The following is a 12,989-nucleotide window of genomic DNA, read 5'->3' on the forward strand; positions in this document are numbered from 1 at the left end:
CATGGACTTTTCCCGCTTTTTTATCGACAGGCCGATCTTCGCCGCGGTGTTGTCGATACTGATTTTTATCACAGGATTAATCGCCATCCCGCTGTTGCCGGTGAGCGAATACCCTGACGTTGTGCCGCCAAGCGTGCAGGTGCGCGCGGAGTATCCCGGCGCCAACCCGAAGGTGATTGCAGAGACCGTGGCGACGCCGCTGGAAGAAGCGATCAACGGCGTTGAAAACATGATGTACATGAAGTCTGTCGCCGGCTCCGACGGCGTACTGGTGACCACCGTCACGTTCCGCCCAGGAACCGACCCGGATCAGGCCCAGGTTCAGGTACAAAACCGCGTGTCACAGGCCGAAGCGCGCCTGCCGGAAGACGTTCGCCGTCTGGGTATCACCACCCAGAAGCAGTCGCCGACACTGACGCTGGTGGTGCATCTGTTTTCGCCCGGCGGTAAGTACGATTCACTCTATATGCGTAACTACGCCACGCTGAAAGTGAAGGATGAACTGGCGCGTCTGCCCGGCGTCGGCCAAATCCAGATTTTTGGCTCGGGCGAATACGCGATGCGCGTCTGGCTGGATCCGAATAAGGTGGCGGCACGCGGCCTGACCGCCTCGGACGTGGTAACGGCAATGCAGGAACAAAACGTGCAGGTGTCCGCCGGACAGCTGGGCGCCGAGCCGCTGCCGAAAGAGAGCGATTTCCTGATCTCCATTAACGCGCAGGGTCGTCTGCATACTGAAGAAGAGTTTGGCAATATTATCCTGAAAACCGCGCAGGACGGCTCGCTGGTGCGCCTGCGCGATGTGGCGCGCATTGAAATGGGCTCCGGCAGCTATGCGCTGCGTTCGCAGCTCAACAATAAAGACGCGGTCGGGATTGGTATCTTCCAGTCGCCGGGAGCGAACGCCATCGATCTGTCTAACGCGGTGCGCGCTAAAATGGCAGAACTGTCTACCCGTTTCCCGGAAGACATGAAATGGGCGGCACCGTACGATCCGACGGTATTCGTGCGTGACTCCATTCGCGCGGTCGTGCAGACGCTGCTGGAAGCGGTGGTGCTGGTTGTACTGGTGGTCATTCTGTTCCTGCAAACCTGGCGTGCGTCGATCATTCCGCTGATCGCGGTGCCGGTCTCGGTGGTGGGCACGTTCAGCGTTCTTTATCTGCTGGGCTTTTCGCTTAACACCCTGAGTTTGTTCGGGCTGGTGCTGGCGATCGGTATCGTCGTGGACGATGCCATTGTGGTGGTGGAAAACGTCGAGCGAAACATCGAAGAGGGGCTGGCTCCGCTGGCGGCGGCGCATCAGGCGATGCGTGAGGTCTCCGGGCCCATTATCGCGATTGCGCTGGTTCTGTGCGCGGTGTTCGTGCCGATGGCGTTTCTTTCGGGGGTTACGGGTCAGTTCTACAAGCAGTTTGCGGTGACGATTGCGATATCAACGGTGATCTCCGCCATTAACTCGCTGACGCTTTCGCCTGCGCTGGCCGCCCTGCTCCTGAAGCCGCACGGCGCGCCGAAAGACCTCCCTACCCGGCTTATCGATCGCCTGTTCGGCTGGATTTTCCGTCCGTTTAACCGCTTCTTCCACCGTAGCTCGAACGGTTATCAGGGGCTGGTGGGCAAAACGCTCGGACGACGCGGTGCGGTGTTTGTGGTCTATGTGCTGCTGCTCTGTGCCGCAGGCGTGATGTTTAAAGCCGTACCCGGCGGGTTTATTCCCACTCAGGATAAGCTGTACCTGATTGGCGGCGTGAAAATGCCGGAAGGCTCATCGCTGGCACGTACCGATGCGGTGATCCGCAAAATGAGCGAAATCGGTATGAACACCGAGGGCGTGGATTATGCGGTCGCCTTCCCGGGGCTGAATGCGCTGCAGTTCACCAATACGCCGAATACCGGGACGGTCTTCTTTGGCCTGAAACCGTTTTACCAGCGTAAACACACGGCGGCGGAAATTAACGCCGAGATCAATGCCAAAATCGCGCAAATCCAGCAGGGCTTTGGCTTCTCCATTCTGCCGCCGCCTATTCTGGGGCTGGGTCAGGGGTCGGGTTACTCGCTGTACATCCAGGATCGGGCCGGTCTGGGATACGGTGCGTTGCAAAATGCGGTGAACACCATGTCGGGCGCAATTATGCAGACGCCGGGAATGCACTTCCCTATCTCCACCTACCAGGCGAACGTTCCGCAGCTGGATGTGCAGGTCGACAGGGATAAGGCCAAAGCCCAGGGCGTGTCGCTGACCGATCTGTTCGGGACGCTGCAAACCTATCTGGGATCGTCTTATGTGAATGACTTTAACCAGTTCGGGCGCACCTGGCGCGTGATGGCGCAGGCCGACGGGCCGTATCGCGACAGCGTGGAAGATATTGCGAATCTGCGCACCCGTAATAACCAGGGTGAGATGGTGCCGATTGGCAGTATGGTCAATATCAGTACCACTTACGGGCCCGATCCGGTGATCCGCTACAACGGCTATCCGGCGGCGGACCTGATTGGCGATGCCGACCCGCGCGTCCTCTCCTCTACCCAGGCAATGACGCAACTGGAGGGGATGTCTAAGCAGATCCTGCCGAACGGGATGAATATCGAGTGGACGGATCTGAGCTTCCAGCAGGCCACTCAGGGGAACACGGCGTTAATCGTCTTCCCGGTCGCGGTTCTGCTGGCGTTCCTGGTCCTGGCGGCACTGTACGAAAGCTGGACGCTGCCGCTGGCGGTGATCCTTATCGTGCCGATGACGATGCTCTCTGCCCTGTTTGGCGTCTGGCTGACCGGCGGTGATAACAACGTGTTCGTGCAGGTGGGGCTGGTAGTATTGATGGGGCTGGCGTGTAAAAACGCGATTCTTATCGTGGAGTTCGCCCGCGAGCTGGAAATCCAGGGCAAAGGTATAATGGAAGCGGCGCTCGAAGCGTGCCGCCTGCGTTTACGCCCGATTGTGATGACCTCCATCGCCTTTATCGCCGGGACCATCCCGCTCATCCTCGGCCACGGTGCGGGTGCAGAAGTGCGCGGCGTCACCGGGATCACCGTATTCTCCGGTATGCTGGGCGTAACGCTGTTTGGCCTGTTCCTGACGCCGGTGTTTTACGTGACGCTGCGTAAATTTGTCACGCGCGGCAAAGTGGAAAGAGAGGTCTTGCCCGCGTAATACGCTGCAGATAACAAAAAACCGCCTTCACGATGAAGGCGGTTTTTTTATGCAGCCATTAATGCGCTTTCTTGTACTGGGCAATCAGTTCGGGCACCGGATCGCACCCGCTGGTATCCGCTTTCTTGAGCTCTTCCAGCGCGCTTGCCACGGTATGACCGGCTAAGACCGCGAGGGATGCCTGCTCGGCCTCTTCAGCGATGGATTTAAAGTACCAGCACGTATTCGCGCTCACCACGCAGCGCGCCGGTACGTCGGGGCGCGACGCCCACAGCTTTTTGTCTTCTATAACAGAAAGGTAGATATCACGCAGGGTGATCCGTTCCGGCGGGCGGCCAAGATGAATTGAGCCGTTGCGACCAAGCGTTGAGACGATAATGCCGTCACGCGTGAGGGGAACCATCAGTTTGCGGATGAAGCTCGGATTCGCTTCCAGGCCGTAGGCCAGAATCGCACTCGTCGAACGTTCACCCAATTGCTCCGCCATCGCTACGCTGAGAACCATCTGCAAAGCTGTCGGGAAGCGGTAATCTAACATTTACGTATCCTGGGTTGCGGTGAATCTTATTCTTTTTGGCACCGCAGAGGTGAATAATCAATAAGCAACAATATAACAAATACCGTAATTATTTTGAAGCTATCTACTTTGACCCGTCCCGTAAAAAAGAGTTTCCATCGCGCACGAAATGGGATCACCCTCCCGTTTTCTTCAGGCAAACGCCGGGTTGGGGAAATCCACCGTCACCCTGAGCCCACCGTCAGCAGAGGTACTCAGGCTCACGCTGCTGTTGTGCTGCTGCGCCACCGCTTTAACGATGGCCAGACCCAGCCCGCTCCCGTTCTGCACCTGATTCGGATCGCGGAAAAACCGGTCAAACACCCGTTCCCTCAACGCCACCGGAATACCCGGCCCGGCATCGGAGACGCTGAATTGAGTGGACGTCTCCGCCGAAAAGAGATCGACCGCCACCCGCCCGCCTTGCGGGCTGTATTTGATGGCATTTTCAATCACGTTATCGATAAGCGACATCAGACGCTCCCTGACACCGCTCACCCAGCTTTCTTCCAGAGCGTAGAATTCAAGCTCAATATTGCGTTCCGCGGCGAGCGGTGCCAGCACCGCCATGCGCTCCTGGATGAGCGTCGTAAGCGGCACCGGCTCCATCGCCGTATCCACGCTTGCTTCGCTGTGCATCATCAGTAAAAGCTGATTAACCAGACGCGCTGCCCGGCTATTGCTGCGAATAATTCCCGCCAGCAGCGCCTGTTGATTATCACTGCTGACGTAGGCCTGCAACGCCTCCACATTGATTCGCATCGCAGCCAGCGGCGTGCGCAGTTCGTGAGCGGCATCGGCAATAAATACCCGCTCCCTTTCCGTGCTTTCTCGCACCCTGGCAAGGAACTGATTAATCGCATTCACCATCTGGCTAAGCTCCCGGTGCGTTGGCACAGCCTTTAACGGAGAGAGATCTTCTGGCGCGCGCGAGGCAATTTCATTAACGACGTTGTTCCACGGGCGCATAGCGATGCGGATTGACAGCCATGCGGGAAACAGCAGAAAAGGAATACACACCAGCAGCGGCATGATGTAGTAGCCACGCGAGTTGAGGTAGATAAAGAAATTCCACCCCGCAGCAGGCGTCACCAGCGTCACCTCCACGTCGGAATTCGCGGATTTTAGCGTGCGGATGGTCCAGCTACGCCCGTCGCTGTGAATTCGCTCGATCTTCCCCAACCGGGTATTTTTCACGCCCATCGGCGCGCCAGCAGAGGCATACAGTATTGCGTTATGCTTGCGAATAATCATGGTGATGGAGAGTCCCGCATCGTCCCCGCCGCCGTAATCTTCCCGCAACGCCTGGCTGAACTGCTCCAGCACCTCGCTTCGCTCCTGCGTACGTCCTTCCATGCGTTCAACAAGGGTAAATATGGTTTTATATGTCGTATCGCCGGTCAGGATCGGGGGGCTACGTAAGTCATCCCACAGCATCCAGGTTAAAAAAAGACACCACAGCAGAGTCAGCAGAAGCATCTGAGCGACCATAATTCGCCGCACCAGCGTGGGCACCCGCAGGAAACGCCACAGATTTTGCATCAATATGCTCCCTTCTGAATCGCAACGGTATCAATGACATACCCGACGCCCCGCACCGTTCGTACATAGCCGTCGCCAATTTTTCGACGCAAGTTCCCCATATGCACATCAAGCGCATTACTCATATTTTCTTTCGCACCAAAGATCCTTTCTTCCAGAAAACGGCGCGTAAGCACGCGGTCAGCACGCAACATCAGGGTTTCAAGCAGCGCGTATTCGCTGGCCGTCAGCTCAATATGGCGGGAACTCACCGCGACGCGACGCGTCGGCACATGCAGGGATAATCCTCTGATTTCTACCGCCTCGTTTTGATAGCCATAACTGCGCCGCGCCAGCGCCCTCACCCGGGCCAGCAGCTCGGCGAGCACAAACGGTTTAACCAGATAGTCATCGGCACCGGCATCCAGCCCGCTCAGGCGATCCTGCAGCGTTCCTCGCGCCGTCAGGATAATAACGGGGATGCCTTTTAGCTGCTGACGTACGTACGCCATCAGACTCATGCCATCGCCATCCGGCAGCCCCAGGTCGAGCAGAATAAGTTCAGGTGCGCAGACAGCAAGTTGATGCAGCGCATCCTCTTTGCGGCGGACCCATATGACATCTAATCCTTGATCTGCAAGGGCAATACGCACGCCATTGCCGAGATCCAGGTCGTCTTCAATAAGTAATATTTTCACAAGGGCAACTTTATCAACCGTGAATGAAGAACGTCTTAAGAAAGAGACGGTAACAGGTAATTTAACAGTTTTGCAGCATCAGCATCTGCTTCAGTCTTTCTTCATTTTGAGCTCATAAGAACCTTAGGGTGGACATTCAAACTGGGCGCTCTGGCGATTAACACCGCTTGTAACGTAATCATTTGAATCCAAAAGGACTTCTTTAATGAGACATATCGAACTGCGTCACTCGTTCCCCCTTTCGCTCCCGGGGCTCAGTCTGAAGAACATCGTGCCAGGTGCGCTGCTGGCATTACTGGCCACCCCGGTACTGGCCGCAGAACAACAGGGCAACGTGCTGACCTTAGGCGGAGGCGTGTATGTTGCGCCCCGCTATTCGGGTTCGGATAAAAACCGCGCCACCACGGCGGTGGTGGTGGATTACGCGATGTATAACGGATTCTTCGTCAGCACCACGCGAGGGATCGGTTACGGCAACAACATCGGCAACCTGGATTACAGCGCGGCGCTGAGCTATCGCGCGGGCCGTAAGGATCGGGACGTGGACAGCGATTCGATCAGCGGCGGCAGCGATTATTTGCGCGGTATGGGCGACATCAAAGGTTCGGCGCTGGTGGTGCCAGGGCTGGGGTACAAAGTGACCGACTGGCTGAATCTGCAATTACAGGCAGAGGTGCCGGTTTCGGAGCGAGACAACGGCGAAGCGCTGCATTTCGGCATTTCCAGCCCGCTCTTTACCTCACCGAACAACGCGGTGACGCTGTCGCTGACCGGTAGCTGGGGCAGCAGCAAGTACATGCAGACTTATTACGGGGTGAATGCATCCCAGTCCGCCGCATCCGGGTTTGCCCGATATGATGCTGGAGCCGGAATTTATGCCTGGTCAACGAATCTCGACTGGACGCATAAGCTCACCCAACGCTGGAGCGTGGTTGCTGGCGCAGGCGTTACGCAGCTGATGGGAGATGCAGCCGACAGCCCGATTGTTCAGCGAAAAACCTCGCCGACGGGAAGTTTGAAGGTTACGTATAGTTTCTGATTTATTTGGATGGAACGCCAAAACCCGCCCCGTGTTAGATGACGGGGCGGCACTTGATAGGGGTAAGGAACGTATCGCGTCAGGTTGACAGGTCATGATTGCAGGCTGGCATGTGTACCAATACGCCATTCTGTTCCTGCGTGAGCGTCGGCTTTGCGCAAGAAGCGGCCATATAAATGAGCAGAAAGGAGTAGGCAATCTTAAGACATCTATTCAGGCCAGCCATCGGATTCTGCTGGCCAGTATTTAAAGCGTGATCAGATTGGAAATATTCAGTTCATCGCGACCTTCACTTTTAGGCCAATAACCAGTGTGGCAAGATACATTATGCAACCAGCAGTGATGAAAACTCCTGTTACGCCGCTGATACCATAACCGTTTCCAGTACGATGAAGATACCGCACTTCTGACGTTATCGAACCAGTATGTCTGGGGCACCAGCTCAATTGTGAGTCTTGGCGGGTAAAAGCTCACATCAGGTTCTCCCTCCAGTGCCTTCAGCACTCCCTTGTGAAGATAATCCTGACAGACATCCGAAAGGTTGTTTTTCCTGCACATCTCTGCAGGCCACTCTTCCGACCGGTTATCACGGATTTTACAAACCAGGTAACGGAGCACTTCTTCACGGGGTAAGGGCACAGCTTGTTCAATATCAGGAAATAACTCCATGAAGAAATCCTTTTACGGCGGCGCGTTTCAGCTCATTATACGAAGAGTTTCGAGGTGATTAAACGGGGTAAAGCCGCGTTCACCTATCTGAGTAACAGGCATATGGCCAGGAGCGATTCGCTCGTGCATCCATATGCTTCAGCGGTTGAATACATCAGACAACGCTTATCATCTCCTCCGCAAAAACTGCGGGATCGCACCTCACTATGTCATACGGAGGTAACGTGAGACGCAGATAGAGTCTTCCGATGCAGTAAGTGTTTACCGGGGCTGGTCTGCTTGCCTCATCGTCTCCCTAGATGTACCGGAGACTAATGTAGGTCTGCTTACGCTGGTACAAATACGCTCATCGCCAGCTAGATCGAATTATCGTCCTCAAAAAGCGATACGTTTTAATCTGGTTCTAAACTAATTCGCTCCTCTCGACCAGATTTAGCCTTGCCGCGAAATTTCTTGCCTCAAGGGTTGATAGTGGCTTCAAATGAACTTTTCTTCTGTCGAGGGTGACCTCACGCTGCTGATGAAGATATGACTCACACCACTGAATTATTAATCAACGGGATGCAAGTCAAACTTGCTTGCGAACATTCGATGTAACATCATAATTTATTTACAAAAAGCGCACGATGATAGGCAAGATGAGCCTTAAGCGGGCGATCCATTCTTTCCTCCGGCAATCTCATTAGTTTACCCTGTAAATGACCGTACTCGCTATTGAGCAACCTAGGGTCGAGGGTAACCCTAAAGTTCTCATCAATCCAAAGTAGCCCTTTGTCAAATAGCGTATGTATATCGGTCCTGAGAAGTATTCCGTGCATGGCCTTACAGTGCTGGGCCCCTGAATAAGGAATTATATGAGCGGCTTCAAGTAACTCAGCGATCGCACAGTCGGTAACTGCACATGCTCGATTGTAAGCATCCAGTAGTCTTTTGCGAAAGATAGGCTGACCTTCACGATCCACAATTTCCCTCAGCACTCTTGCACGCATATCCTCCAGTTTTAGCTCAGGACAATCAGTACATTCATGCAAACTCCTTAACCTCTCCAGGGAAGTAGATTTTACAATCTCTACTGGCGTTTTTCCGTCATCGCCAATATCCCAGACACCATGTATATTTGGATCATACAGAACATAGCGGGTCGCCCTCCCTTTTCCGGTGCGAAAAAGCTTGTCCATATAATGCCCCTGATCGCTAACCATGCAGGTACGCGATGCACGATATCGGGCACGCTGCTTATCATTGACAGTGAGCGCCTGGAATTGTGATCGAATTTCATTCAACTTTAGCGGGGCGTTGCTAAAATCAAGCCATTCAATGACCTGTGGAATCGAAACTTCACCCAGTTGTGTAACGGCATAAACAACTCGGCGTAGCTGTGGCTCTAAAAATTCCTCGGGTATAATATTAAGGCAACTATCTGCTTTCTCCGTGCTTTCAAAACCGTGGTATAGCTTCCATTCAATTCTCTGTCTTCCATAAGTACTTAGACCTGCCCTTTCGGGTTCCCGTAGCTTCATCTCATGCAAGAGTTCCTGTCTTTCAGGAACGCGGCCTAATCGCTCATATAGCTCATCGCAACAGTCCCATATTGCTCTGACCAGAGGACCCTTTGGATACCCTTTCTGCCTCATACTCATCGTATAAACCTGTATGTTCTGATAAAAGCCAGTTGTTATTAACCTTTCTACTCAGAGTGAAAAATTGCGTTAGAATTGAAAGTGCCATGATATTAAACTCGAAAAGCTAGATATGGTGTATGCCAAGAGACTGCGGTATCTATAGTTACATGCGTTGTTTCTCTGAAGTGTGACATCTAATTTTTTGAAAACAAATCTACTATAGTAAAGACGTGAGATTATTAAAGTAGCGCCTTAATTGTATTAAATAGTTTTGCCAGGTAGAGCATTATGACAGGCGTTGCGCTAGCAATTGCTGCTATCGCAGCTAATGCTGTAGCCCTAACTGTACCAGATTGGAGCTTGCTGATTTCTGCATGCCTTCGTGACTGTGTTGAGTATTCGCCGAGTGTTGTAAAAGCTTTACCTGTCGGTCTATAGCCACCTTGTTCATCTTTTTTCAGCTCTCCATCCAATACAAAGGATTCGAGTACAAGCTCGAGCTCACGCTTCATTTCACCTTTCCTCGGATGCAGCTCCCAGCGGAAACTATGGATACGGGTTGCAATTTTTGGTAGGCCATGGTGACTTCCGTCTTTCATATACAGCTCAATTACAGCATTGAGCACATCCATGCGATCGTTAACACGTCGTTCTTGGTCGTTATACCTTTTCTGTTGCTTCTCTTCCTTCTTGCGGTCTTTCCTTATATCATTGAGGAACTTTCGGCTGGCGAATTTTTCAAGATGATTGAGATCGTTAAAATCAATTCGGTAACCCTGAAAGTAATGTGTACCATATACTTGTTCAGGCGTGATTTCTGAAAGGTAAAGGATAGTTGGGATACAGAATGCATCTCTTTCCTCGCAATATTCTTTGACTTCAAGCTTGTTGCCATCCTTCCTATCGAACAAGTAGCCATTGTCTTTTCCTTCTTTACGTAGATAGACTTCATACATGTCGGCGTCTTGCATGGAGGCGCGTGAAAGAGAGATTCTGTCGGGGGTTTTCTTTGCCTCGAAAACTGTAAACCACTTGGTTACTAAATTTGTTCTGCTCCCAAACATATTATCATTCCCCTATGAAATGAACCGTATCAGCCAAGCACCTACGAGTAATAATGTATTGTTTAAATCACTGTAGTTGCTTCAATGGATAAGAATTGGAGCTACTCGAACCGTCGCTGTAGGCCTCAGTAATAATGATTTTTTTACCCTCAACAACATATTTGACCGTGCTGTCTGCAGGATCATCCCGCCAGCGACCGGTGCTGTCAGGGTTGTCAGACGCCCACATCACTTGATTGCCGATAAGTTTGCACTTGATGGCCCAGCGTGTGCCATCGTTCTGTCGGATATAATGTACATAGGCAATACCTGACTCGACTTTGTCCAGCTGCATGATTTTGTGGTCACGGCCGAACATCGCCGCTGAAGCAGCCTTACAAACCTGACCCACCGTCACTTCAGAAGCCAGTACCGGAGCAGCAAACACGAGCGGAACAAGAAGCAGGAGTTTCTTCATACGGATCCTTCCTTTTGGTTATGTTCATGAATAACGCTTATCGTATATTTCGGCAACCTGAAGCATTTCTTGACGAATATTTAGCATTAGGATGACAGGACTTACTAATAAAATCCCTGGCGCAATCTCAAGCACTCCCTGACGGTTAGCCCTGCTCATGCTGTACATCCTCAGCGAGGTACGCGAACAAAACATCGGGCATGAGGCCGGTTTTCTCTATGGTTGCCAGTACGGACCGTGTTGAAGATTCGGAGATGACCTTCATCGCCTCATCACGAATTTCGACATACGCAGGGTCTTCACGGGCCACAAAAGGCTCAAGGAGGTGGGCAATGGCCTTACCATTAACAGAAAGGCTGAACGTGCCAGCAGTACGATTCACATTCCAGATGTAGATGAGTGGCCATAACCCCAGATCGTCACATTCGGCTTCACTGCTGATCCCCGGCAGGTACACGGGCGTAGACAGCTTTTCATCACTCAGCGTCAAAGCGATAAACTGGTTTGCCGTAAGACGGGGGCCTTGCCCGGGCGCAGCGTCAGGTTTTTTCTTTCTAAAGAATCTGAACATGGTTGTTTCCTTATTTATGTCAAATCAGATAAATAATCACAATCTTACTGAGCGGATTAATCAGCGCTTCACTGACCTCTGCGCAGACTCGCGCTAACTCTCATTCAGCAAAAGTTATTTTTACACGTTTCATGCCGCCAGAAACGAGAATTACTTATCGCTTTTCTTGGCAAGACAACCATATGATGATCAACACACGCCAGACGCGGATCATGGCACTATAACGAAGAAACGCTGAAGAATCATTCGGTTACACTCGCAGCATTGTTAGTCTGCCGCTGTCTCAGGGCATGAAATCGTCCTTTCCACAACGTCATTCCGCCCTGTTTCGCCAAGTCGAGACAGATAAAGTCGTTTTCAAATAAGCCCGTATACTATGGCAGGCCATGCTGTGGTTCACACTGCATTTCAAACGCATCATCCACATAAGTGAATTCTTCGTAGAGGGGCCCGTGGTTTACGGGAACGCATGCTTAACCCTCCTCTACTTGTTGCCCTAAACCCAGTTAACCAATCCGCCATACGCTTATTTGATATGGTCGCTTTGAGCAAGAAGCGGGCCTAATATTATTATGTTTTAATAATAAGAGACGGTCAGTTGGCTGTAAGTCTGGCTTAGTTATCCAAAACAGCCTTTCTTTGTATTATTGTTCTAATAAATGCTGCTGAAATATGCAACACGAATTCAACAGAAGAAACCTTATTGCTACCATGTCTTACTGCTGGCTCTGCATTTGTATATGCGTAAAATTTTTCTATTACAGTTAATAACATAGGTGAGATAGTGTTTTCTTTTCTCATCAGTTTTAATACCTCGCCCAAAGTTGAGGCTGCCGAATAATAAGTCCGACACATGCTTTCTATTGCACTTATCGATTCTTTTATAGAATTTTCTGGATCCTTATGCGCACCTAATGCAAAAGCCCGGGCTTTCACATAGTGCCTCCTTGCAGGTTCAAACTGGTCTTGCAATAAGTTATTAGTTTCATCGATTTTTTGTTCTAGTTCATTTGGTAATGGTGTTTCTAACCTACCTGCAGAATTCATTTTCCAGTCAATATTCCGAGATACGAATAACTCGTTCAATTTCTGACGATATGATGTAAAAGTAATGTCTTCTAATACCTTACTACCCCAAACATGGCCTCTCTCTACATCTCTTTTTCTTAATAGATCTCCAATGATCTCAACAGCATCGTAAAATTGAAACCAACGCATATGATGCAAACGGGTTTTCAAAGCATCGTGGCAGTACCATGAATCGAAATCCTCTTGATCTGTTTCTTGACCATTCTCTGCGCAAAGTCGCTCGATCAAAGCCTTAATACCCAGAGGCTTGTTCTCATCATTCGCAATGCGGCTATCACCATCAATGTACAAAAAATTATCGAGGACAGTTACAAAAAATAAAGAACGAAGCCACTCTGGAGCATCTTCCCGTATCGGCTTTTTACTATACTCAGGATCAAAACCATGTCTGTGCGAGAACTTCATCCCACATCTCCCATTCAACAGTATGAATATTAGGTAATTATACAACCAACACAAATCCCTTTGCGAACACAAAAAAATCAAAAAATTAAAACGAATTTAAGAACTGATCTCTTATTTCTCCTATGCATGTCCGCTCCTGGCACC

11 protein-coding genes are annotated in these 12,989 nt (G+C 51.2%); 2 read left to right on the forward strand and 9 right to left on the reverse strand.

The window, feature by feature from the left end; all coding sequences use genetic code 11:
• Position 1 precedes the first annotated feature (1 nt).
• Positions 2-3,154, forward strand: a complete 3,153-nt coding sequence (oqxB, locus tag APU11_RS04075) for a multidrug efflux RND transporter permease subunit OqxB (protein ID WP_060578323.1) — start codon at positions 2-4, stop codon at positions 3,152-3,154.
• Positions 3,155-3,212: 58 nt separating this feature from the next.
• On the opposite strand, the gene APU11_RS04080 is transcribed toward oqxB, so the two are convergent.
• The 3 genes from APU11_RS04080 to APU11_RS04090 form a co-directional block, all read right to left on the reverse strand.
• The gene (locus APU11_RS04080) at positions 3,213-3,692 is read right to left on the reverse strand and encodes an Rrf2 family transcriptional regulator (RefSeq protein ID WP_058650348.1); all 480 of its coding nucleotides are present in this window, start codon (positions 3,690-3,692) and stop codon (positions 3,213-3,215) included.
• Between the two features lie 171 nt (positions 3,693-3,863).
• Entirely contained in the window at positions 3,864-5,252 is a 1,389-nt protein-coding gene (locus tag APU11_RS04085) for an ATP-binding protein (RefSeq protein WP_060578324.1), read from the reverse strand.
• The gene (locus APU11_RS04090; protein WP_058650350.1) at positions 5,252-5,929 is read right to left on the reverse strand and encodes a response regulator; all 678 of its coding nucleotides are present in this window, start codon (positions 5,927-5,929) and stop codon (positions 5,252-5,254) included. The genes APU11_RS04085 and APU11_RS04090 overlap by 1 nt, the downstream gene beginning before the upstream one ends.
• A 205-nt stretch (positions 5,930-6,134) precedes the next feature.
• Here APU11_RS04090 and APU11_RS04095 point away from each other — a divergent pair, with 205 nt between their 5' ends.
• Positions 6,135-6,968: a MipA/OmpV family protein gene (locus APU11_RS04095; protein WP_058650351.1), complete on the forward strand. Its 834-nt coding sequence runs from the start codon at positions 6,135-6,137 to the stop codon at positions 6,966-6,968.
• 246 nt (positions 6,969-7,214) lie between these two features.
• On the opposite strand, the gene APU11_RS28460 is transcribed toward APU11_RS04095, so the two are convergent.
• From APU11_RS28460 to APU11_RS04125, 6 genes are all read right to left on the reverse strand, one after another.
• Positions 7,215-7,637 (reverse strand): hypothetical protein, encoded by a 423-nt coding sequence (locus tag APU11_RS28460; protein WP_157849605.1) that lies wholly within the window; start codon positions 7,635-7,637, stop codon positions 7,215-7,217.
• Between the two features lie 599 nt (positions 7,638-8,236).
• Entirely contained in the window at positions 8,237-9,157 is a 921-nt protein-coding gene (locus APU11_RS04105) for an HNH endonuclease (RefSeq protein ID WP_230963129.1), read from the reverse strand.
• 341 nt (positions 9,158-9,498) lie between these two features.
• Positions 9,499-10,323: a hypothetical protein gene (locus APU11_RS04110; RefSeq protein ID WP_058650353.1), complete on the reverse strand. Its 825-nt coding sequence runs from the start codon at positions 10,321-10,323 to the stop codon at positions 9,499-9,501.
• A 67-nt stretch (positions 10,324-10,390) separates the two neighbouring features.
• The gene (locus tag APU11_RS04115; RefSeq protein ID WP_058650354.1) at positions 10,391-10,780 is read right to left on the reverse strand and encodes a hypothetical protein; all 390 of its coding nucleotides are present in this window, start codon (positions 10,778-10,780) and stop codon (positions 10,391-10,393) included.
• 145 nt (positions 10,781-10,925) lie between these two features.
• Positions 10,926-11,351 (reverse strand): hypothetical protein, encoded by a 426-nt coding sequence (locus APU11_RS04120; RefSeq protein ID WP_058650355.1) that lies wholly within the window; start codon positions 11,349-11,351, stop codon positions 10,926-10,928.
• 615 nt (positions 11,352-11,966) lie between these two features.
• Positions 11,967-12,845: a hypothetical protein gene (locus APU11_RS04125; protein WP_058650356.1), complete on the reverse strand. Its 879-nt coding sequence runs from the start codon at positions 12,843-12,845 to the stop codon at positions 11,967-11,969.
• Positions 12,846-12,989 lie beyond the last annotated feature (144 nt).

The sequence above is a fragment of the Enterobacter sp. 50793107 genome (genome assembly GCF_001463365.1).
GTDB lineage: Bacteria > Pseudomonadota > Gammaproteobacteria > Enterobacterales > Enterobacteriaceae > Enterobacter > Enterobacter cloacae.

Coding starts and splice junctions, on each gene's coding strand:
- oqxB (WP_060578323.1), top strand. CDS start 2: ATGGACTTTTCCCGCTTTTTTATCGACAGGCCGATCTTCGCCGCGGTG.
- APU11_RS04080 (WP_058650348.1), bottom strand. CDS start 3,692: ATGTTAGATTACCGCTTCCCGACAGCTTTGCAGATGGTTCTCAGCGTA.
- APU11_RS04085 (WP_060578324.1), bottom strand. CDS start 5,252: ATGCAAAATCTGTGGCGTTTCCTGCGGGTGCCCACGCTGGTGCGGCGA.
- APU11_RS04095 (WP_058650351.1), top strand. CDS start 6,135: ATGAGACATATCGAACTGCGTCACTCGTTCCCCCTTTCGCTCCCGGGG.
- APU11_RS28460 (WP_157849605.1), bottom strand. CDS start 7,637: ATGGAGTTATTTCCTGATATTGAACAAGCTGTGCCCTTACCCCGTGAA.
- APU11_RS04105 (WP_230963129.1), bottom strand. CDS start 9,157: ATGAAGCTACGGGAACCCGAAAGGGCAGGTCTAAGTACTTATGGAAGA.
- APU11_RS04110 (WP_058650353.1), bottom strand. CDS start 10,323: ATGTTTGGGAGCAGAACAAATTTAGTAACCAAGTGGTTTACAGTTTTC.
- APU11_RS04115 (WP_058650354.1), bottom strand. CDS start 10,780: ATGAAGAAACTCCTGCTTCTTGTTCCGCTCGTGTTTGCTGCTCCGGTA.
- APU11_RS04120 (WP_058650355.1), bottom strand. CDS start 11,351: ATGTTCAGATTCTTTAGAAAGAAAAAACCTGACGCTGCGCCCGGGCAA.
- APU11_RS04125 (WP_058650356.1), bottom strand. CDS start 12,845: ATGAAGTTCTCGCACAGACATGGTTTTGATCCTGAGTATAGTAAAAAG.